Annotated in this window: 19 protein-coding genes; 12 read left to right on the forward strand and 7 right to left on the reverse strand. The window is 55.1% G+C overall.

Annotation, left to right across the window (positions count from 1 at the left end):
- Window positions 1-74: 74 nt before the first annotated feature.
- From zigA to AWM69_RS02880, 3 genes are read left to right on the forward strand one after another with little or no spacing between them, the layout of a single operon-like run.
- Complete coding sequence (gene zigA / locus AWM69_RS02870; protein WP_218725715.1) at window positions 75-1283, forward strand: zinc metallochaperone GTPase ZigA; 1209 nt, start codon at window positions 75-77, stop codon at window positions 1281-1283.
- Entirely contained in the window at window positions 1283-1933 is a 651-nt protein-coding gene (locus AWM69_RS02875) for a DUF1826 domain-containing protein (RefSeq protein WP_218725716.1), read from the forward strand. Before zigA ends, AWM69_RS02875 begins: the two co-directional genes overlap by 1 nt.
- Before the next feature lie 40 nt (window positions 1934-1973).
- On the forward strand, window positions 1974-2954 hold the full coding sequence (locus AWM69_RS02880) for a GTP-binding protein (protein ID WP_218725745.1): 981 nt from the start codon (window positions 1974-1976) through the stop codon (window positions 2952-2954).
- 332 nt (window positions 2955-3286) lie between these two features.
- Here AWM69_RS02880 and AWM69_RS02885 read toward each other — a convergent pair whose 3' ends face one another.
- Window positions 3287-3688, reverse strand: coding sequence for a DUF3301 domain-containing protein (locus tag AWM69_RS02885; RefSeq protein ID WP_131654202.1), 402 nt, complete (start codon window positions 3686-3688; stop codon window positions 3287-3289).
- A 113-nt stretch (window positions 3689-3801) separates the two neighbouring features.
- On the opposite strand from AWM69_RS02885, the gene pdxY reads away from it, so the two are divergent.
- Complete coding sequence (pdxY, locus tag AWM69_RS02890; protein WP_218725717.1) at window positions 3802-4674, forward strand: pyridoxal kinase PdxY; 873 nt, start codon at window positions 3802-3804, stop codon at window positions 4672-4674.
- 21 nt (window positions 4675-4695) lie between these two features.
- Here the strand turns inward: pdxY and AWM69_RS02895 are convergent, their stop codons facing one another.
- Window positions 4696-5181 carry an acyl-CoA thioesterase gene (locus AWM69_RS02895; protein ID WP_048381721.1) on the reverse strand — a complete coding sequence of 162 codons (486 nt, stop codon included), beginning with the start codon at window positions 5179-5181 and terminating at the stop codon, window positions 4696-4698.
- 286 nt (window positions 5182-5467) lie between these two features.
- Here AWM69_RS02895 and AWM69_RS02900 point away from each other — a divergent pair, with 286 nt between their 5' ends.
- A complete protein-coding gene (locus AWM69_RS02900) occupies window positions 5468-7228 on the forward strand; it encodes a cation:proton antiporter (RefSeq protein ID WP_131654200.1) in 1761 nt (586 codons plus the stop codon).
- A gap of 46 nt (window positions 7229-7274) precedes the next feature.
- On the opposite strand, the gene AWM69_RS02905 is transcribed toward AWM69_RS02900, so the two are convergent.
- From AWM69_RS02905 to uvrD, 3 genes are all read right to left on the reverse strand, one after another.
- Window positions 7275-7682: an SMI1/KNR4 family protein gene (locus AWM69_RS02905; RefSeq protein WP_048381724.1), complete on the reverse strand. Its 408-nt coding sequence runs from the start codon at window positions 7680-7682 to the stop codon at window positions 7275-7277.
- Window positions 7683-7816: 134 nt separating this feature from the next.
- Window positions 7817-8659: a Tim44 domain-containing protein gene (locus tag AWM69_RS02910; RefSeq protein WP_218725718.1), complete on the reverse strand. Its 843-nt coding sequence runs from the start codon at window positions 8657-8659 to the stop codon at window positions 7817-7819.
- Between the two features lie 297 nt (window positions 8660-8956).
- Entirely contained in the window at window positions 8957-11140 is a 2184-nt protein-coding gene (gene uvrD / locus AWM69_RS02915) for a DNA helicase II (RefSeq protein ID WP_131654198.1), read from the reverse strand.
- 235 nt (window positions 11141-11375) lie between these two features.
- Between uvrD and AWM69_RS02920 the strand changes: the two genes are divergently transcribed.
- The 3 genes from AWM69_RS02920 (at window position 11376) to AWM69_RS22755 (ending at window position 14689) form a co-directional block, all read left to right on the forward strand.
- The gene (locus AWM69_RS02920) at window positions 11376-13259 is read left to right on the forward strand and encodes an EAL domain-containing protein (RefSeq protein ID WP_218725719.1); all 1884 of its coding nucleotides are present in this window, start codon (window positions 11376-11378) and stop codon (window positions 13257-13259) included.
- Window positions 13260-13415: 156 nt separating this feature from the next.
- Window positions 13416-14282, forward strand: a complete 867-nt coding sequence (gene hexR, locus AWM69_RS02925; protein ID WP_047279049.1) for a transcriptional regulator HexR — start codon at window positions 13416-13418, stop codon at window positions 14280-14282.
- A gap of 194 nt (window positions 14283-14476) precedes the next feature.
- Entirely contained in the window at window positions 14477-14689 is a 213-nt protein-coding gene (locus AWM69_RS22755; RefSeq protein WP_131654196.1) for a PA3496 family putative envelope integrity protein, read from the forward strand.
- Here the strand turns inward: AWM69_RS22755 and AWM69_RS02930 are convergent.
- Window positions 14631-15593, reverse strand: a complete 963-nt coding sequence (locus tag AWM69_RS02930; protein WP_131654195.1) for a LysR family transcriptional regulator — start codon at window positions 15591-15593, stop codon at window positions 14631-14633. The genes AWM69_RS22755 and AWM69_RS02930 overlap by 59 nt on opposite strands.
- Before the next feature lie 190 nt (window positions 15594-15783).
- Between AWM69_RS02930 and AWM69_RS02935 the strand changes: the two genes are divergently transcribed.
- From AWM69_RS02935 to AWM69_RS02950, 4 genes are all read left to right on the forward strand, one after another.
- Entirely contained in the window at window positions 15784-17199 is a 1416-nt protein-coding gene (locus AWM69_RS02935; protein WP_048381600.1) for an acetyl-CoA carboxylase biotin carboxylase subunit, read from the forward strand.
- A gap of 11 nt (window positions 17200-17210) precedes the next feature.
- Window positions 17211-19019 carry a sodium-extruding oxaloacetate decarboxylase subunit alpha gene (gene oadA, locus AWM69_RS02940; RefSeq protein ID WP_218725720.1) on the forward strand — a complete coding sequence of 603 codons (1809 nt, stop codon included), beginning with the start codon at window positions 17211-17213 and terminating at the stop codon, window positions 19017-19019.
- A 222-nt stretch (window positions 19020-19241) separates the two neighbouring features.
- Window positions 19242-20567, forward strand: a complete 1326-nt coding sequence (locus AWM69_RS02945) for a type II toxin-antitoxin system HipA family toxin (RefSeq protein WP_218725721.1) — start codon at window positions 19242-19244, stop codon at window positions 20565-20567.
- The gene (locus AWM69_RS02950) at window positions 20564-20839 is read left to right on the forward strand and encodes a helix-turn-helix transcriptional regulator (RefSeq protein WP_218725722.1); all 276 of its coding nucleotides are present in this window, start codon (window positions 20564-20566) and stop codon (window positions 20837-20839) included. The genes AWM69_RS02945 and AWM69_RS02950 overlap by 4 nt, the downstream gene beginning before the upstream one ends.
- Before the next feature lie 55 nt (window positions 20840-20894).
- Here AWM69_RS02950 and AWM69_RS02955 read toward each other — a convergent pair whose 3' ends face one another.
- A complete protein-coding gene (locus tag AWM69_RS02955; RefSeq protein ID WP_218725723.1) occupies window positions 20895-21575 on the reverse strand; it encodes a GNAT family N-acetyltransferase in 681 nt (226 codons plus the stop codon).
- Between the last annotated feature and the right edge of the window lie 5 nt (window positions 21576-21580).

Below are 21580 nucleotides of genomic sequence, written 5' to 3' on the forward strand. Positions count from 1 at the left end.
CATTATCGGTCGATCGATATCGGTCATGCCAACAAGCGGGCGCTTTGACCTGCCAACCCTGATGAGGATCTTCCATGCCTGAACGTCTACCGGTGACTGTGCTGTCCGGATTTCTCGGCGCAGGAAAAAGCACCCTGCTGAACTATATTTTGCGCAACCGTGACAACCTGCGTGTGGCGGTGATTGTTAACGACATGAGCGAAATAAATATTGATGGCGGGGAGGTTCAGCGCGATGTGAGTTTGAATCGTGCGGAAGAAAAACTGATCGAAATGAGCAATGGCTGCATCTGTTGCACCCTGCGCGAAGACTTGCTCATGGAGGTTGGCAAGTTGGCCCGCGAGGGTCGATTTGATTACTTATTAATCGAGTCGACCGGTATTTCTGAGCCTCTGCCCGTCGCTGAAACGTTCACTTTTCGAGATGAGTCCGGCCAAAGCCTGGCGGATATTGCTCGTTTGGACACCATGGTGACGGTGGTCGATGGCCTGAATTTTTTACAGGATTATCAGGCTGCAGACTGTCTTGCTTCACGAGGTGAAACCCTCGGAGAAGATGATGATCGTTCAATTACGGACCTTTTAATTGAACAAATTGAATTCGCTGACGTTATTTTGATCAGCAAAATCGATCTCATCAGTCGCGCAGATCGCGAGGAATTAATCGCCATTCTGGAGCGCCTGAACGCCCAGGCTGAAATCATCCCGATGGTCATGGGTGAAGTCCCGCTGAAAAAAATTCTTGATACTGGCCGTTTCGACTTTGATCGGGCAGCGCTTTCGCCTGGCTGGTTGCAAGAGTTACGTGGCGAGCATGTGCCTGAAACCGAGGAGTATGGAATCGCCTCCACGGCTTATCGCGCGCGTCGTCCATTTCATCCCGAGCGGTTTTTCAATTTTATTGATCGTCCTTGGACCAATGGCAAATTGCTGCGCTCCAAGGGCTTTTTTTGGCTGGCCAGCAAATACCAGGAAGCGGGCAGTTGGTCGCAGGCGGGCGGCTTGATGCGCTATGGATTTGCCGGGCGCTGGTGGCGCTTTGTTCCTAGAGAACATTGGCCGCAAGACCCGGAAGCCAAGGCTGAAATCCTCCAAAAATGGTTGCCGGACACAGCGGACTGTCGTCAGGAGTTGGTGTTTATCGGTCAGCACATCGATTTCACTCAACTGGCGTCCGAACTCGATGCCTGTTTGTTGAATGAAGATGAAATGGCCTTGGGAGTTGAAGGCTGGTCACAACTTAACGATCCGTTTGGTGACTGGCACGAAGAGGTGACGGCGTGATGAAAGCACAGGTCATGCCCGCGCCAACTACGGTTCAGCACGCCGCAGGGCCAACGCCTGACGTGCTGGCGCGAATACTGGACGATGGCGTTAATCTGGCGATCTGGCAGCGTCAGTTACCTGTGCATATCTCGGATTTCGGGGCTTTGTTGCTCTCTTTTGATGAGCCCTTGGCTGATTCAATCAGCCTTGAAATGGGCAATGAGCACGCATCGCCCAACCTGCAAGGTCTTGCATCGAGGTTTAACGACCTGGAAGGCTATGCAGGCTTCATTTCGGATATTTCCTGGCTGGTCAGTGCCTACAGTTGTCTGTTGGGCGCAAAACGCATTGGGCTGCGTCTCAGGGCCCTGGATAAAGCTATGTGCCCACGTTTTCACGTTGATCATGTGCCGGTGCGTCTTATCACCACTTATGCAGGGGTCGGTAGCCAATGGCTTGAAGAGGGTGCGATGGAACGACGTTGCCTGGGGCAATTACAGGCCGAGCCAACGCAAGCAGGCTTGATCCAGCAAATAAACCAGGGTGAAGTCGCTTTACTCAAAGGAGAGAAATGGCAGGGTAACGAAGGCGCGGGCTTGATCCATCGTTCCCCCGCCTTGGGGCAGGGGGAGCGGCGCTTGATTTTGACCCTGGATTGGCTGGCCTGAGGCATATTGTTTGCTTCGATCAACACAGAAGCTGGCGATGATGTTGCAGAACATTCCTACCCATGTGATTGCCGGGCCTCTCGGTGCCGGCAAAACCAGTCTGATTCAGCACCTGATGACGCAGAAGCCCGTTCAGGAGCGCTGGGCTGTGCTCGTCAATGAGTTCGGTCAAATTGGACTGGACGCAGCCCTGATGAGCCAGGGAGACGAGGCTGTCACGATTGCCGAAGTAGCGGGCGGATGTGTGTGTTGCGTCAATGGTGCACCCTTTCAGATTGGTTTGAGCCGCCTGTTACGCAGGGCAAAACCCGATCGATTATTTATCGAACCCTCCGGTCTTGGACATCCTGCACAAATCCTGAAGCAGCTCAGCGAAGCCCCTTGGCTGGGTGTTCTGGCGGTACAGCCCTGTGTCGTAGTGCTGGATGCGCAAGCAATGGCTCACGGTAAACCGTTGCCTGAGACTCAAAAAACGGCCTTGAAAAGTGCTGGTTTAGTGGTCATGAATAAATCTAATACTGTGCAAAATGAGCAACGTGAGGAGATTGCATACGGCCTGCCAAAGTGCCCTGTTTTGTGGGTAGAACATGGCTGCATCCCGCTAAATTCGCTGCCTGCAGCCAATATGAGCGTTATTCATGCTGTGGATAACTCGTTGATTTATAAGGATTTTAATCAATCTGGAAGCCTCTTTCTCAACCCGAAAACCCCACTGGTCATGCCCCAATTGCAACCTGAGGGGTGGAGTGTGGGTTGGCGTTGGCATGCCTCGATGCAATTCAAGCCGGATGCTCTTGAGCGGTGGTTAAAAAGCCTGGATTGGCGTCGCGCAAAGCTGGTTATCCATACGCCAGCAGGGTGGCTTTCAAGTAATTCTGTGGATAACTCCATCGCGCAGTGGAAACACAGCGAGTGGCGCGCCGATTCACGAATTGAGTTGATCTTTGATCGGGTTCACGACCTGGATGCGCTCCAGTCAGCGCTGAAAAACTGCCTTTTTGAGCTGCCAGATGAGGCTTGATGCTGTAGCGGATGCCAACTGTGCTGGAAAAGAGCTCTGCCTTGAATATTTCAGGGGGGGCGTAGGAGAAAAAGCTCGAAAACAGGGTGTTTTAGGCTGATTCTGTGCTGGTAAAATTGTCCTACAATTATAAATTGTATATGTGAATAACGATCGAAATAAATCCGAAAACATGTCTAAGTCGCGGGTTTTCAGCGGGATCAGGTCGAAGCGAAGAAAAGTTATCCACAGGTACAGTGTTGGGAGCGCGAAACTACCCATAACGTGGACTTTCTTGTGACTGGGCAGGAGGGAAAGCAGCCTGCAGAGCTTCACGGCTGCTTAATAAGGGCTCAATGACGCGTCTTGCGGTGTTCTTCACGCCACTGATTGAGCTCAATGATCTGAGCACTGGGGACTTCTTGCGGCTCGGGCTCGGTTTTGAACGGGTAGGGTGGCAATTCTATTTTTGCGCTATGGGCGCCGAATTGCGTGATGGTCCCGGTATGACGTTGATCACCCGTCACGGTGAATTCAAAGTTGTACACACGTGCCAGACGTTTGCGGCCGTTGCCATCGTGGATGAACCCGATTCTTTTAAGTGCGACATTTTCATCCAGCAACTCGATATCGAGTTTTTTGCAGTGTTGCTTAACCCGCTCCAGCGCCCGCTCGCGCATACCGTGGTTATGCCACAGCCAGGCAGCGCCAGTGGCCAGCAGCATTAGCACAAACATATTTCCAAGGGTCAGCATTACGTGTGCTCCAACAGGTTCAGCCCAGCTTAACTGCGTCTTCAGCCTGTCGTACAGGCTGCTTTTCATCGCATACTGCGTGGCTTGAATCCACCCGTAGTCTGGAATCCGGCATGAAACGTACACCTCATTTACTCGCGATCCAATCCCACGTGGTTTTCGGCCATGCCGGCAACAGCGCAGCCGTTTTTCCTATGCAGCGCCTCGGGGTGAATGTGTGGCCTTTGAACACGGTGCAGTTCTCTAATCACACCCAGTATGGCCAATGGACAGGCGAAGTACTGGCTCCTGAACACATTCCTGCGCTGGTGGAAGGGATTGCTGCGATTGGTGAGTTGGGCAATTGTGATGCGGTCCTGTCGGGCTACCTGGGCAGCGCCGCCCAAGGGCAGGCCATATTGAGAGGGGTGGCGCGCATCAAGGCAATCAACCCTCAAGCACTGTATCTGTGTGATCCGGTGATGGGGCATCCTGAAAAAGGCTGCATCGTGGCCCAAGAGGTCAGCGACTTCCTGCTCGACGAAGCCGTCGCGATGGCGGATTTCCTGTGCCCTAATCAATTGGAGCTGGACAGTTTCTGTGGCCGCCATCCGCAATCATTGTTCGATTGCCTGGCGATGGCGCGCAGCCTTTTGGCGCGCGGACCAAAGGCCGTGCTGGTGAAGCATTTGGCTTATCCCGGCAAGCCGGTAGAGAGCTTTGAGATGTTGTTGGTGACGGCTGAGGGCAGTTGGCACCTGAGGCGTCCTCTGTTGGCCTTCCCGCGTCAACCTGTGGGCGTGGGTGACCTGACGTCCGGATTGTTCCTGGCGCGCGTGTTATTGGGGGACAGCCTGGTTGCGGCCTTTGAGTTCGCGGCCGCAGCGGTGCATGAAGTCCTTCTTGAAACGCAGGCCTGCACCAGTTACGAGTTGCAACTGGTGCGGGCCCAGGACCGCATTGCTCATCCGCGTGTGCGGTTTGAGGCTGTGCCGATCGATTTTTAGTCGTTTCGCCCCTAGAGGGCGTTACATCGATTCGTCTTTCAACTCACGGTAGCGCTGTTCCAGTTCCTGGCGGATCTGGCGGCGTTGCTTGCCCTGGATGAAACGACGCTTGTCTTCACTGTTGAGCGGCTGCAAAGGCGGGACAGCGGCTGGTTTACGAGCGTCATCGACAGCGACCATCGTGAAAAAGCAGCTGTTGGTGTGGCGCACCGAGCGTTCACGGATATTCTCGGTAACGACTTTGATCCCGACTTCCATTGACGTGTTGCCGGTGTAGTTGACCGACGCCAGGAAGGTCACCAGTTCACCGACATGAATCGGCTCACGAAAAATAACCTGATCCACTGACAAAGTGACCACATAGCGGCCCGCATAGCGGCTGGCGCAAGCGTAAGCGACTTCGTCGAGGTACTTGAGCAATGTTCCACCGTGAACATTGCCAGAGAAGTTGGCCATGTCCGGGGTCATCAAGACCGTCATCGATAGTTGGGCGTTTCCGGGTTCCATAGCAGCAGGCTCGCGGTTGTGTTGCAGCAGTGAAATGGGCATCTCTACGGATACTTGTCGATTTTTGAAACAGTATTTAACGGGACGCTGCGGTTTTGACTGCCGTCACGCTTGGGTGCATCTGTTTCCATATATTGCACTGCCTTTTTAGGGGAAGTCGCGGTGTTAACCTGCAAAAGCCCGACAAACGGGTAATTCCTACATTTAAAACGGTTTGTACATACAGCCTAATGGGCTGTGCCTGACGTTCTGTTGTTGTGTAACCATTGAGCAAGGAGCCCACGCCATGCATGCCATCAGTTTTATTCAGGATCTGGCAGTCATCATGCTGGTCGCGGGTGTAGTGACCATCCTTTTCCACCGTTTCAAGCAACCGGTGGTGCTTGGTTATATTGTTGCGGGTTTTATTATCGGCCCGCATACCCCGCCTTTCGGCTTGATCCATGATGAAGAGACAATTAAAACCCTCGCCGAGCTGGGGGTGATTTTTTTGATGTTTTGCCTGGGGCTGGAGTTCAGCCTGCGCAAGTTGTTCAAGGTGGGGGCCACGGCTTTTATCGCAGCGTTTATGGAAATTACGCTGATGATCTGGATCGGCTATGAAATTGGCCGCTGGTTCGACTGGAACACCATGGATTCGCTGTTTTTGGGGGCGATCCTGGCCATTTCGTCGACCACCATCATCGTTAAAGCGCTTAACGATCTGAAGATGAAAAACGAACGCTTTGCGCAGCTTATTTTTGGCGTATTGATCGTTGAGGACATCTTGGGTATCGGGATCATTGCGCTGCTGTCGAGCATTGCAGTCAGCGGCAGTGTCAGTCCCGAAGAGGTGTTTTCGACGGTCGGCAAACTGTCGCTCTTTATGATCGTAGCGCTGGTCATCGGCATTTTGCTGGTACCGCGAGTGCTGGCTTACGTGGCCCGGTTTGAGAGCAATGAAATGTTGCTGATTACCGTGCTCGGGCTGTGTTTTGGCTTTTGCCTGCTGGTGGTAAAGCTGGAATACAGCATGGTTCTTGGAGCCTTTTTGATCGGCGCCATCATGGCTGAATCTCGGCAGTTGCTGAAAATAGAACGCCTGATCGAGCCGGTGCGTGATCTCTTCAGCGCTATTTTTTTCGTCGCCATCGGGCTGATGCTCGATCCGGCAATCCTTTGGGAATATGCGCTGCCGATCGTGGTGATCACCATCGCAGTAGTGCTGGGAAAAATGCTTTCCTGCGGTCTTGGCGCGTTTATCGCTGGTAATGACGGACGTACTTCGTTGCGCGTAGGGATGGGGCTTTCTCAGATAGGCGAGTTTTCATTCATTATTGCGGCGCTGGGTATGACTCTTCAGGTCACCAGCAGCTTCCTGTACCCCGTAGCCGTCGCGGTATCGGTGTTGACGACCCTGATGACGCCTTACTTGATACGCGCCGCAGACCCGCTCTCGCTGAAGCTGGCGAAAGTGGTCCCTGGCCGGTTGTCACGGGTATTCGGGTTGTATGGAGAATGGTTGCGAAGTATTCAGCCTCAGGGACAAGGGGCGTTATTGGCGGCCATGATCCGAAAAATCCTGCTGCAGGTTGGCGTAAACCTGGCATTGGTTATCGCTATTTTCTTTGCGGGTGGTTATTTCGCTCCCAGGATCGGGCGCTATTTACAGGGCTGGATTCTGGAGCCGAGCTGGCAGAACGGGATGATTTGGGGGGCCGCGTTATTACTGTCGCTGCCGTTCTTGATTGCGGCATACCGCAAGCTCAAGGCGCTATCGATGTTACTGGCAGAGATGGGGGTCAAGCCTGAAATGGCCGGACGTCATACGCAGCGTGTGCGTAAGGTGATCGCTGAAGTGATCCCGCTGCTGTCGTTGCTGGTGATCTTTTTGCTGCTCTCGGCATTGTCCGCGAGCATTTTGCCTACCAAAGAGCTGCTGATGGTCATTGCTGTGGTAGCGGCGGGTGTCGTTGCGGTGCTGTGGCGCTGGTTTGTCCGCGTCCATACGCGCATGCAGGTTGCGCTGTTGGAGACGCTGGACAATCACAAGGATAATGGCCAATGACCGCCCGCTGACCAATGGCTGGAAAGCGGGCTTGCCGAGGCAGGTATCAGCTTTCCAGCCAGACGTCCCGCGCCCAGTGCCAGACTGATTCCCAGGTTTCTTCGGTAACCAGTTCTTCTTCACCGGACCATAAAACGACGGTGCCGTCTTCTTCAACACAGTAGTAGTCGTCGCCGTCCTGGCAGATCGGGATCAGTTCGCGTGGGACGCCCAGGTCCCAAGCGGTCGCAGCGACTTCTGGCAGGTAGGTGTGGGACTGCGGATCGGTCACGGTGACCGGTTCCAGGCTGCCGTACACCACATCACTGACGGTCAGCAAAAATTCTCTGAAGACAAACGGGATGTCGATGAACAATTGCTCTTCGATTTCCACCAACTGGTCTTCCTCAGGCAGTTCCAAAGGAACTGGCACAGGCTCGTTTTTTTCGCGTAGCTCTTCGATGATTTCTTCCACGACCTCAATCCTCATACTCTATGGCGCGGTTTATATGACGCGCTTTATACAGTAGCTCGTTATAAGTGCAATCGTGAAATGCAAAGCCCCGGACAAGTCCGGGGCTTTGGGTGTAGCAGGTGATGCGTGCAGGATCAGCCGTTTTGGCGAATACCGGCGACCAGCCACGGCTGGTTTTCACCTTGCTGGCGTTCCATGTTCCAGCTTTCGCTGAAGACTTCACCCTGATCAAAGCGCGAGGACTTCGATACGCCGCTGAAGGTCAGCGTGGCGATGGTTTTGTCTGCGCGATCATCCAGACCGTCCAGTTGCACGGTCAGATTGTCGATGTAGGTGGACTGGAAACCATCCCCCAGGTCGGCACGCTCGCGCTTGAGGAAATCGAGCATTTGCGGAGTTACGAACTCGGCGATTTTGTCCATTTCATTGGCATCCCAGTGCTGTTGCAGGGATTGGAAATGGTTGCGCGCAGCTTCCAGGAAGCTTTGTTCGTTGAACCAGGCCGGTGCGTTGATCACCGGACGTGCTGCCGAACTGCCGCCGAAGATCGACGGAGCTGCAGGCTTGGCATCGAAGGCTTCACGTTGCATCGGTGCGTGACCGGCAGGCGCCATGAAAGTCTGTTGTTTACGACGACGCGCGGCGATGAAGCGAAAGATCAGGAAGGCAATGACTGCCATGATCAGGATGTCGAAGATCTGCATGCCCTGGAAGCCGTCGCCCATGAACATGGAGGCCAGCAGGCCGCCAGCAGCGAGGCCGGCCAAAGGGCCTAACCAGCGCGAAGCACCACCGGCCTTGGCTGCTGCGCCCGCAGCAGCAGGAGCGGCGGCTGGAGCGGCTGGAGCGGCTTGGCGAGTTTGGTGGCTAGGGGCCGAACCAAAACTCTTGCCACCGCCGAAGCGTTTGGCGTTTGCGTCGAGGCTCATCGTCAAGCCGATGCACAACGCCATGGCGATGCTAAGAAAACGTTTCATAAAGGGTTCCCATTTGTGGATGACACGCGCGCCATGTTGCACAGGTGAGGTGTGTCTGGCTAGCGCTAGAGTGTTTCGGGCTTTTGCCTAGTTGTAGGTAGGACGAGTCTCTATATTTTGTAGGTATAGATGAATGTCTCGATGGCAAAGCCCGTGATGAAGTACTCGAGCCGACTCTGGCAAAGAGGGCGGACAACGCCGCAAAGGTAGCTGGCAACAGGGCCCAGAATGTTCAGGAGGAAAATACACCTGAGCCCATGTTGTTCACTTTATCGTCTGAAGGCTGTCGTGTTGCTGTCAGACAGCCTCAAGTTTGGCATAGCCCATCATCAGCCACTTGCTGCCTTCGGAGAAGTTAACTTGCACCCGTGCTTGAGCGCCAGCGCCCTCAAAGTTGAGGATAACGCCTTCACCAAACACGGCGTGCTTCACCATCTGACCGAGTTTGAATTCGGTTTCAGGGATCTCTGACCCGCCAAACAAAGTGCTGGCGCTTTGCTTTTGGCCGCCGCCGAAAGGACGGCTGACGCTGTTGGACAGCCGAACTTCCTGAATCAGGCCTTTGGGTACTTCACGGACGAAACGCGAAACCTTGTTATAGGTTTCGCTACCGTACAAGCGTCGGGTTTCAGCATAAGTCATGACCAGATTGTGCATGGCCCGAGTGATGCCCACGTAGGCCAGACGGCGTTCTTCTTCAAGGCGGCCGGGTTCTTCCAGGCTCATCTTGTGAGGGAACAGACCTTCTTCCATGCCGACCAGGAACACATACGGAAATTCCAGCCCTTTGGCGCTGTGCAGCGTCATCAACTGGATGCCGTCTTCATGTTCTTCAGCCTGTGTGTCACCGGCTTCCAGCGAGGCGTGACCGAGGAAAGCCGCCAGAGGCGACAGTTCTTCGTCTTCGTCATTGCTTTCGAAGTTGCGCGCCGCGCTGACCAGTTCCTCAAGGTTCTCTACCCGGGCCTGGCCTTTTTCGCCTTTTTCCGCCTGGTGGTAGGCAATCAGCCCGCTTTGTTCAATCACGGTTTGGGTCATCAGATGCAGAGGCATCTCCATGACTTTTGCCGACAGGTTTTCGATCAGTTCGACAAAGCCGGCGATGGCGCCCGAAGCGCGACCGGGCAGGGCTTTATTGGCGATCAGTTGGCGCATCGCTTCCCACATCGACACGTCGCTGTGTCGAGCATGTTCGCGAATGGCTTCGACGGTTTTTTCGCCGATGCCGCGAGCCGGTACGTTGATGACCCGCTCTAGAGCGGCGTCATTGCCTCGACCTTCCAGCAGGCGCATATAAGCCATGGCATTTTTGATTTCGGCCCGCTCGAAGAAGCGTTGGCCACCGTAAATACGGTACGGAATACGCTCACGCAGCAGCGCTTCTTCAAGCACACGTGATTGGGCGTTGGAGCGGTACAAAATAGCGATATCGCTGTGAGCAAGACCGGTTTTCAGGGCGCTTTCGATGGTTTCGACAACGTAACGTGCTTCGTCATGTTCGTTGAAGGCTGCGTATAGATTGATCGCTTCGCCTTCGCCGCCGTCGGTCCACAGCTCTTTGCCCATACGTCCGCTGTTATTGGCAATCAGGGCGTTGGCCGCTTTGAGGATGCCGGCGGTGGAGCGATAGTTTTGCTCCAGGCGGATGGTTTCGGCATCCGGGAAGTCGGTCGAGTACTGGTAGATGTTCTCAATCTTGGCGCCGCGCCAGCCATAAATCGACTGGTCGTCATCCCCTACGACCATCAGGCTGTCGCCGCCCTGGGCCAGCAATCGTAGCCACGCATACTGGACGGCGTTGGTGTCCTGGAATTCGTCCACCAGAATATGCCGGAAACGCTTCTGGTAATGCGCCAGCAAGCCCGGATGGTCACGCCAAAGATCCAGGGCACGCAACAGCAGTTCAGAGAAGTCGATGACGCCTGCGCGTTGACAGGCAACTTCGTAGGCCTCGTAGATGTTGCGCATGGTGGCCAGGAACAAGTCGCCGCTGGCTTGAATATGTTTAGGGCGCAGACCTTCGTCTTTTTGACCGTTGATAAACCATTGTGCCTGACGCACTGGCCAACGTTGTTCGTCCAGCCCCAGTTCACGAATCACACGTTTGACCAAGCGTTGCTGGTCATCGCTGTCGAGAATCTGGAAGGTCTGGCTCAGTCCGGCTTCTTGCCAGTGCGCCCGCAGCAGACGATGCGCGAGGCCGTGGAAGGTGCCTACCCACATGCCGGCCGGGTTGATGCCCATGAGCTGTTCGATGCGGTGGCGCATCTCGGCAGCGGCCTTGTTGGTGAAGGTCACCGACAGCACAGAGTGCGGGGAGGCGTTTTCGACCTGGATCAACCAGGCGATACGGTGCACCAACACACGGGTTTTGCCGGAACCTGCGCCGGCCAGAACCAACTGACGCCCGACACTGGCCGTGACGGCCTGACGTTGGGCATCGTTGAGGGAATTTAACAAGAGAGAGAGATCATCGCGCATCGGCGCATTCTAGGGTGCTGGCTCAAACCGGGCAAACCCCAATGCGGCTTAGTGTTGTCCTGTGCTCGTCCGTCCGTCGAGGTCTTGGGTTGAGTGCTTCAAAACGGAGCACGCAATGCGGCCTTATTCAGCATATTTATTTCATCTATTTAATGACGCGTCACCGTTTGGCCGCAGGCATTGCTTGTGTATGCTCGGGCAACTTTTGGTTGATCCACTGATAAGAATTTTGCCGATGATTCAGAGTTTCAGCTCTCAGGGTGTTTTTTTCGGCATTGGGCTGGGATTTTTCCTGGCACTGCTGGGCGTTTTCGGCTGGCAAGTGAGTCTGACCAACCGGCGCCGTCAGGCGCGTCATGCACACCCTCACGCATTATTCGAAGACTTGCAGCTCGCCAATGTACGCAGTGAGCAGCTGAATGCAGAGCTGGTGCGGGAGGTGGAACAGCGTCACCTGGCCGCCACCGTATTTGAAGCGGCCAGTGAAGGCATTGTCATTCTCGATCCGTCTTACACCGCATTGACGGTCAATCGGGCTTTTAGTCATATCAGCGGTTACTCCGTAGAAGAGTTGATCGGGCGTCGAGTGGATGAGCTGGCCTGTTGCCGCGATGCCAGTCGACATTTTCCGACCATTCAAATTTCGCTGGATCAACTGGATCGCTGGCAAGGCGAACTGGTTGAGACGCGAAAGAACGGCGAGCTGTATCCACAATGGCTTCAGCTCAAGGTGGTACGGGATGATAGCGGGCACATCAGCCATATTGTGGCGTTTGTCAGCGACCTCTCGGCGCGACGAGAGTCCGAAGCACGTGTGCGTCACCTCACGCATTTCGATGAACTGACCGGCCTGGCCAATCGGCTGTTATTCAAAGAGCGTCTGGAGGAGGCCAATCTGCGTGTGCGGCAGGGCTCGCGCAGCCTGGCGTTGCTGCACATCAACCTTGACCGCTTCAAACTGCTCAACGACAACCTGGGGCATGAACTGGCTGATCAAGTCCTGCAAAAAGTTGCGAAACGGATGGTCAAGGCCATGCCTGAAGCCGTCACAATCGCGCGTCTGTCGGGTGATGAGTTCGCGGTGTTGTTCGATGCTTATGGCAGCCTGACCAGCCTGGCGCGAGTCGCCACCCGCCTGCTGAGCAAGCTGAGCCGGCCGCTGGTGATTGAAGACCATGAACTGGTCATCAGTGCCTCCATCGGTATCAGCCTGGTATCTGACATCGCGCGGGATGCTGGCACGCTGGTCAATCAGGCAAACAAGGCCATGCAGCAGGCCAAGCATCTGGGCGGCGGTCGTTTTCAATTTTTTAGTCATAGCCTGCAACACAGCACCTTTGAGCGGTTGCAGTTGGAAAATCAGCTGCGTAAAGCCATCGCCGAACATCAGCTCAAGGTTTTTTATCAGCCCAAGTTATGCCTGGCGACAGGGAAGCTGCAGGCTGCCGAAGCGTTGGTGCGTTGGGATCACCCGCAATTGGGCCGCGTCCCCCCAAGCGACTTTATTGGTCTGGCCGAAGAGACAGGGCTGATCGGTGCCATCGGCGAGTTTGTGCTGCGTGAAGCCTGCCGGCAGGCGTGTGAGTGGCAGCGCGAAGGGCTGGCGCCCATTCGGGTGTCGGTGAACCTGTCGGGGCATCAGTTGCGCCAAGGGACGTTGGTAAGTCTGGTACGTCAGGTATTGGAGGACACCGGTCTGGCGCCGCATTTCCTGGAGCTGGAGTTGACGGAAAGTCAGTTGCTCGAGAATGTTGAATACGTCATTGCGACGTTCCAGCAATTGCACAGGCTGGGGGTGAAGCTGTCGATCGATGATTTCGGTACCGGTCATTCATCACTCAGTTACCTCAAGCGTTTTGAGGTGGACTACGTGAAGATTGATCAGACGTTTATTCAGGGTGTTGGTCGCTGCAGCGAAGACGAGGCTATCACGGTGGCGATCATTGCAATGGCCCACAGCCTTGATCTAAAAGTGGTGGCCGAAGGTGTCGAAGATGAAGTGCAACTGGCATTTCTCAAGGCTCAACACTGTGACGAAGTGCAGGGGTACTTGATCAGTTGCCCGGTCAACTCACTGGAATTGAGTGATTTATTGCGTAGAAATGTAGTCTTTTTGTAGTGCGGTAAAGGGCTACATAGCGCAAAAGCTGCGTGATTGTGGGGCAGGAAGGGCTTGGTTCGTGTGGATTGACTGGGCAGAAAGCGAATTCTTGTAGTATAACTACAAGATTGCTACATCCCCGGTAGCCAACCTTTCCAGACCGAGTCCTGCCCTTTGAACTTGCTGCAACATATTGCCCAGTCACGCCACTTGTTACGTAAATCGGAACTCAAGGTCGCCGATCACGTGCTGCTTGATCCTGCGGCTGTTATGCACAGTTCCATGGCCGACCTTGCCCACAGTGTTGGCATCAGCGAGCCGACCATCGTGCGCTTTTGTCGGGCGATCGGGTGTTCAGGATTTCAGGACCTTAAACTCAAACTGGCGCAGAGCCTTGCGGCAGGTGCCAGTTTTGGTCAGTTTGCGATCCATGAAGACGACTCTGTGGCTGACTACAGCCTGAAGATTTTCGATACCACGCTGCACACCTTGATGGATGTGCGCGAAAAGCTGGACCCGGTTGCGCTGCAGCGTGCCGTGACAGCCATGTCGCAAGCCCAGCGGGTCGAATTTTATGGTTTTGGAGCGTCGGGCGCGGTGGCGGCTGATGCCCAGCACAAGTTTTTTCGCCTGTTGCTGACCGCAGCGGCTTATTCCGACCCGCACATGCAGGCCATGTCGGCTGTCACCTTAAAGCCCACCGATGTGGCGATTTGCATCTCCCAGTCCGGGCGTTCCAAAGATTTGCTGATCACCGCCAATCTGGTGCGTGAAAGCGGCGCGACCCTGATCACCTTGTGCCCGAGTCAAACCCCGCTGGCCGAGCTCGCGACCGTCAATCTGGCGATTGATGTCCACGAAGATACCGAAATCTACACCCCTCTGACTTCGCGCATTGCCCATCTGGTGGTGATTGACGTGCTGGCGATGGGCGTAGCCATGGCTCGGGGTCCGAGCCTGGTCAACCACCTCAAAAGCGTCAAGCGCAGCCTTCGGAGTTTGCGACTTTCACCCAAGTCATTGAAAAATATCGAAGATTAAGCATTTTCGCGTCCGCTTTAGTCGAACCTGTAATCCGGCTTCATGAGGGTCTGCGGTTTTAATTGCAGCCTTCGGGAGCGGTTTCAAGATTGGGTTCGAACGATAGCGTTCATGTTTTTGTCATCCTGCCTTCGCCAAGCCGTCACAAACAAAGTCCATCGTGAAGCTCCCGTATACGCCTTGGGAGACTCGAAATGGCTCAGTCCTACGAAGAACGCAATAGCGCCGTCAAAACTCGCCGTCAGCAGGAAGATCAGCGCCGCATGGCCTTCCGTCGCGCGATTGAAGACCATACGAGCCAGCGCCAACTGCGCCTGGAAACGGCTGATTACCCCGATCTCAATGGGATCAACTATTGGCAGGCCGCGCCGGCAAGTGACCGGAGAAGCGCTCGACCAGCGCGCTGATTAACAGGCGCTCACTGCGAATAAACCCCAGAAATGCATGGGCTACCGGTGACAGGCGCTTGGCTTTGGCCTGCACCACGCACCAGCTGCGATACAGCGGCAACTCTTCGATCGGCAGCTCGCGCAGCAGGCCGGTCGCCAGCTCCAGGCTGACGGCGTGGCGCGTCAACAAGGCCACGCCCAACCCGGCCACTGCACACTCACGCTGAGCATCGGTAGAAGCCACTTCCAGGGTCTGGCTGAAGTGCACACGCTTTTCTTTGAAATACTCTTCGCAGGCAAGGCGTGTGCCTGAGCCCTGTTCGCGCATCAGCAACGTAAAGGGTTCCAGATCTCTTAAATACAAAGGGCCCTGCGCGCACAGCGGATGGTCGGCCGGTGCAACCGCGATGATCGGGTTATTCAAAAAGGGCAAAAACTCCAGGCCCATGTCCTGCGGCACCATCGACATGATCACCAGGTCATCGCGGTTATCAGACAGTCGGCGCACGGCCTGTGCCCGATTCACCACTGTGAGTTGCAAATTCACTTCCGGGTGCTGGCGTTTGAAGGCCGCAAATAAATGCGGAATAAAATATTTGGCACTCGATTCAACCGCTAATTTCAGTTGCCCCTGCAGTGACCCCAGCATGTCCGACAGCTGCATATCGAGGTTTTCCAGCCGCCCGAAAATATCTCTGCTGGCTCGCTGAAGCGCTTCAGCGGCCTCGGTCATGTATAGCTTTTTGCCGACGTAATCGAATAAAGGTTGCCCAATCAGCTCTTCAAGCTGGCGAATTTGTAGGCTCACGGCTGGTTGTGTCAGAGACATTTCTTCAGCTGCGCGGCTGTAAGAACGTAAATCGCAGACTTCATTGAAGATTTGAAGCTGGCGTAATGTGATACGCATCAATGACTTACGCATTTTTATGCTCTTATTGGAGGCGATGAGTCCTTCAACTATAAGTCTTTGCTTATGATCAGCCCAAGAATTATTGATTTTTATTAATCACTACACAGGACTAGTGTGACAACGCAACGGTTCAGACACATTTGGACACGTGCCGACTTGGTCTAGCAGGTCGTTTGTTCCATGGGCTTTAGGAAACCTCCAAGTGATAAAAAAGATCCTGATCGCCAACCGCGGAGAAATTGCCGTCCGTATCGTGCGCGCTTGTGCCGAGATGGGTATTCGCTCAGTTGCGGTCTATTCCGAAGCTGACCGGCATGCTTTGCACGTAAAACGTGCCGATGAATCACACAGCATTGGTGATGACCCGCTGGCCGGTTACCTCAACCCGCGCAAGCTGGTGAACCTGGCAGTTGAAACCGGTTGTGATGCCTTGCATCCCGGTTACGGCTTTTTGTCAGAGAATGCCGAGCTGGCTGATATCTGCGCTGAGCGCGGGATCAAGTTCATCGGGCCGGCGGCTGAAGTCATTCGCCGCATGGGTGACAAGACCGAAGCGCGCCGCAGCATGATCAAGGCGGGTGTACCGGTTACCCCGGGCACTGAAGGCAACGTTGCCGACATCCATGAAGCATTGCTCGAAGGCGAGCGCATTGGCTATCCGGTCATGCTCAAGGCCACCTCGGGTGGTGGCGGTCGTGGTATTCGTCGCTGCAACAGCCGTGAAGAGCTTGAACAAGCGTTCCCGCGAGTGATCTCTGAAGCCACCAAAGCTTTCGGCTCGGCTGAAGTATTCCTCGAAAAATGCATCGTTAACCCCAAGCACATCGAAGCCCAGATTCTTGGCGACAGCTTTGGCAACGTGGTGCACCTGTTTGAGCGCGATTGCTCGATCCAGCGCCGTAACCAGAAGCTCATCGAAATCGCCCCAAGCCCTCAGCTGACCCCGGAGCAGCGCGCCTACATCGGTGACCTGTCTGTGCGCGCAGCCAAGGCCGTGGGTTACGAGAACGCCGGTACCGTGGAGTTCCTGCTCGCCGAAGGCGAGGTGTACTTCATGGAGATGAACACTCGAGTACAGGTGGAACACACCATCACCGAAGAAATCACCGGCATCGATATTGTTCGCGAGCAGATTCGCATCGCCTCCGGCCTGCCGCTGTCGATCAAGCAAGAAGATATCCATCACCGGGGTTTTGCCCTGCAGTTCCGAATCAACGCTGAAGATCCGAAAAACAACTTCCTGCCCAGCTTCGGCAAGATCACCCGTTACTACGCGCCCGGCGGTCCTGGCGTGCGTACCGACACGGCGATCTACACCGGTTACACCATTCCACCGTATTACGACTCCATGTGTCTGAAGCTGGTGGTGTGGGCCCTGACTTGGGAAGAGGCGATGGACCGTGGTTTGCGTGCCCTCGACGACATGCGTCTGCAAGGGGTGAAGACCACCGCCGCGTATTACCAGGAAATTCTGCGTAACCCGGAATTCCGTAGTGGTCAGTTCAATACCAGCTTCGTAGAAAGCCACCCTGAACTGACCAACTACTCGATCAAGCGCAAACCCGAAGAGCTGGCTCTGGCCATCGCTGCTGCCATCGCCGCCCACGCAGGCCTGTGAGGAATATTTCAATGTCCAAGAAGATTTTCGTAACTGACACCATCCTGCGTGATGCTCACCAGTCGCTGCTGGCCACTCGCATGCGCACTGAAGACATGCTGCCGATCTGCGACAAGCTCGACAAAGTCGGCTACTGGTCCCTGGAAGTGTGGGGCGGTGCCACCTTTGACGCTTGCGTACGTTTCCTTAAAGAAGACCCGTGGGAGCGTCTGCGCCAGTTGCGTGCGGCCTTGCCTAACACGCGCCTGCAAATGCTGTTGCGTGGGCAGAACCTGCTGGGTTATCGCCATTACAGCGATGATGTGGTCAAAGCGTTTGTGGCCAAGGCTGCGGTGAACGGGATCGACGTGTTCCGCATCTTTGATGCCATGAATGACGTGCGCAACCTGCGCGTCGCTATCGAGGCGGTCAAAGCTGCCGGCAAGCATGCTCAGGGCACCATCGCGTACACCACCAGCCCTGTGCACACCACTGAAGCGTTTGTGGCTCAGGCCAAGCAAATGGAAGCCATGGGTTGCGACTCGGTGGCAATCAAGGACATGGCCGGCCTGCTGACGCCGTTCGCGACGGGCGAACTGGTCAAGGCGCTGAAAGCTGAAATCAGCCTGCCGATTTTCATTCACTCCCACGACACCGCCGGGCTGGCTGCCATGTGCCAGCTCAAGGCGATCGAAAACGGTGCTGACCATATCGACACCGCGATCTCCAGCTTCGCCTGGGGTACCAGCCATCCGGGAACCGAATCGATGGTTGCAGCCCTTAAAGGCAGCGAATACGACACCGGTCTGGATCTGGCGCTGCTGCAGGAAATTGGCATGTACTTCTACGCTGTGCGTAAGAAGTATCACCAGTTTGAAAGCGAATTCACGGCTGTCGACACCCGTGTTCAGGTCAACCAGGTGCCGGGCGGGATGATTTCCAACCTTGCCAACCAGCTCAAAGAGCAAGGCGCTCTGAACCGCATGAGCGAGGTGCTGGCCGAGATCCCGCGCGTGCGTGAAGATCTGGGCTTCCCTCCGCTGGTGACGCCGACCTCGCAAATTGTCGGCACCCAGGCGTTCTTTAACGTGCTGGCGGGTGAACGCTACAAGACCATCACCAACGAAGTGAAGCTGTATCTGCAAGGTGGCTACGGCAAGGCACCGGGTGTGGTGAATGAGAAGCTGCGCCGTCAGGCCATCGGTAACGAAGAGTTGATCGATGTGCGTCCGGCTGACTTGCTCAAGCCTGAAATGGTCAAGCTGCGTGGTGAGATTGGTGCGCTGGCCAAATCCGAAGAAGACGTGCTGACCTTCGCCATGTTCCCTGACATCGGTCGCAAATTCCTTGAAGAGCGTGCTGCAGGTACTTTGTCCCCAGAAGTGTTGCTGCCAATCCCGGAAGCGGGTGGTGTCAGCAAGGCGGGCGGTGAAGGTGTGCCAACCGAGTTCGTGATCGACGTGCACGGTGAAAGCTACCGCGTCGACATTACCGGTGTTGGCGTTAAGGCTGAAGGCAAGCGCCACTTCTACCTGTCCATCGACGGTATGCCGGAAGAAGTTGTGTTTGAACCGCTCAACGAATTCGTCGGCGGCTCTGCAAGCAAGCGCAAGCAAGCCAGCGAGCCGGGTCATGTCAGCACGGCCATGCCGGGCAACATCGTTGATGTACTGGTCAATGTTGGCGACACCGTCAAGGCAGGCCAGTCGGTACTCATCACCGAAGCCATGAAAATGGAGACCGAAGTACAGGCCGCGATCGCTGGCAAGGTCGTCACCATTCACGTGATCAAGGGTGACCGCGTCAACCCGGGCGAAATTCTTATCGAAATCGAAGCCTGATACGCCTTTGATCCAAACGCTTTAAACCTCGGGGGAGCATGTGCTCCCCTTTTTTTTACCTTGAATTTGATATCTGCACTTTAGTGCAGATATCAAGGTTAAAAGGGCAACTTGTCTGCAATAAAATGCATGAAAGCAAAGGAAATATCGGTATGCCTGCACTATATTGCAGGTATGTGTTATTTCTCGGTCGTGAAAGTGCATTAAATTGCAGGTGACGTTATGGTTCAGCTGACCCTTCAGCTCTACAGTGCCGGCCAATGGCTGGATGCGATGACGCTGGCTTTTCCTGAGCCGGAAAAAGGCCTCGATGGTCCGTGTCGCTTTGGCTATAAACAGGATTATCTGCTGGATAATCTGGGCGCCATCGACAGTCCTTTCGCCGCATCGGTGAGCGCGTGTGTTCCTCTTGAGTGGGATGCCAGACACACGAAGCAGGCCCCGGCGTTTTTGCATGACATCGCGCCTGCGGGTGCGGCGAAAAAAGTGCTGATCAAACAAATAGGCCGTGAAAAGCCGGAGCACCTGAGCGATGACTTGTTTTTGCTGGGGCGAAGCACGCTCGCGCCTATTGGGCATCTGCGAATAAAAGAATCGTTTGAGCGGCTCGATCAGCGTCAGGCGATGGGTTTTTCGCGTGAGGATGTCATCGTTCGTGACAATAGCTTTCTGGAATACGCCCACGAACAGGGTGCGGCGATTGGAGGTGCAACGGGTGCGGGTGGCGAGGCTCCCAAGCTATTGATGGCTGAGGGTGCTGACGGCTTGCTGTACCCGGACGCCACCCTCGCAGACGCTCAGGTTAAACAGCACTGGTTTATCAAGTTTGCCCGCAACCAGGCCCTCGAGCGTGATCAGGTCATTTTGCGCAGTGAGTTTCTTTACTACCAAGCCTTGCAGGCGCTAGGAATTGAAACTGTTCCGGCCCAGGGCCTGGCGTTGGAAGAGGGGCGCAAGCCAAGCCTGTGGATGCAGCGTTTTGACCGTCACATCGAGGCTCAAGGCGTTCAGCGCTACGCCGTAGAGTCGATCTACTCCTTGGCCCAAGTCTCGGAGCCGGGGAGCACCATGACTCATCTGGAAGTTGTCGAGTTGCTGGCCGCCCTTTGGACACAGGCGGGGCAGCAAGCGCAAATCCCGGATTTGGTCGCTGAATATCTGCGCCGCGATCTGCTGAATAAAATTCTGGGCAACAGCGATAACCACGGGCGCAACACTGCGATCATTCGTGGCTCGGATTCGTTTCGCCTGGCGCCGATTTATGACCTGGCGCCGATGGTGATGGATGACGAAGGCATTACCCGAACTACTAAATGGCCTTTGGCTATCGAGGGAGCGGGGGCGGTTGATTGGCGCGCTGCGTGTGATTCATTGCGCGGCGTTATCGACCCGCAATTGGCCTTTGATCGCTTGCGCCACGACGCGCAGCAACTATTGGCATTGCCCGATCTACTCAGCGCCAGCGGCTTACCGGATGTGACGATGAACCATCCGCAAATTGCGCTGAGGAATCTCGATCAGCGACTGCAGGAATGGGGCTTGAAATGACGCTCTCTATCGACGTTCGCCAGGCAAAAATCCAGAGCATTGAAGATGACCTGGCCCAAGGCAAAATCACCTTGGGCGAGGCGGTGAAGCGCTTTCGGGTGGATGTCACTCAGTTGCAGCAAACCCAGTACGCCCGCATGTGCAAAATCTCGGTGCGTACGTTGATTCAAATCGAGCACGACGAAGGTAATCCCACGCTTAAATCCCTGAATGCAGTCTTTAAGCCTTTTGGGTTGCAGATGGGTGTCGTGCGCCGGTCTCGAAAGTTTTAACCCCTGCCTGACACAAAAACGCCCGACAGTCCTTGTCGGGCGTGCTGATCATTTTTTATACAGTTGAGTCTCTGCATTCTTCCAGGGTTCTTATTTGGCCGCTTTCTGGTTGGTTATCCAGTGCCAGCCATTTTTCGAAGCCTGCGGCTATAGGCGCCCATTGTGTACTGATAATGCTGTACCACGTGGTATCACGATTTTTGCCTTTTACCACCATATGCTGGCGAAAAACCCCTTCTAACGTGTACCCCAATCGTACTGCGGTACGCTTGGATCTGGTGTTGTCGTTATTGCACTTCCATTCCAGACGACGGTAGCCCAGTGCGAAGGCTTCCTTGGCCAGCAGGTATACGGCTTCGGTACTTTTCGGCGAGCGCTGCATCGGAGCGCCAAAGGCCACGTGGCCGATTTCGATTCGCCCATGATCAGGAACGATGGACATCAGGCTGAGCAGCCCTTGTGCCTGGCCATTGGATTTATCGATAACGCTGTAGAAATGCGGATCAAGGCTGGCGGCGTGGTTCTTGAGCCAGGCATCGAAGGCGGTGCGCTCGTGGAAAGGTCCGTAGGGCAAGTAGTCCCACAGCTTGGGGTCGCTGTCTGGCCCTTGTAAGGCTAGCCATAATTCATCGCCGTGACGTATCGGGTCTAGCTTTTCCAGACGAATGAAGCGCCCTTCGAGGGGCCTGTTGTCGGGCGCTTGGGCCGGTTGCCAGTGTTGTAGAGATTCCGACATTGCGC

It is taken from the genome of Pseudomonas sp. D1HM (genome assembly GCF_019266105.1).
Lineage (GTDB): Bacteria > Pseudomonadota > Gammaproteobacteria > Pseudomonadales > Pseudomonadaceae > Aquipseudomonas > Aquipseudomonas taetrolens.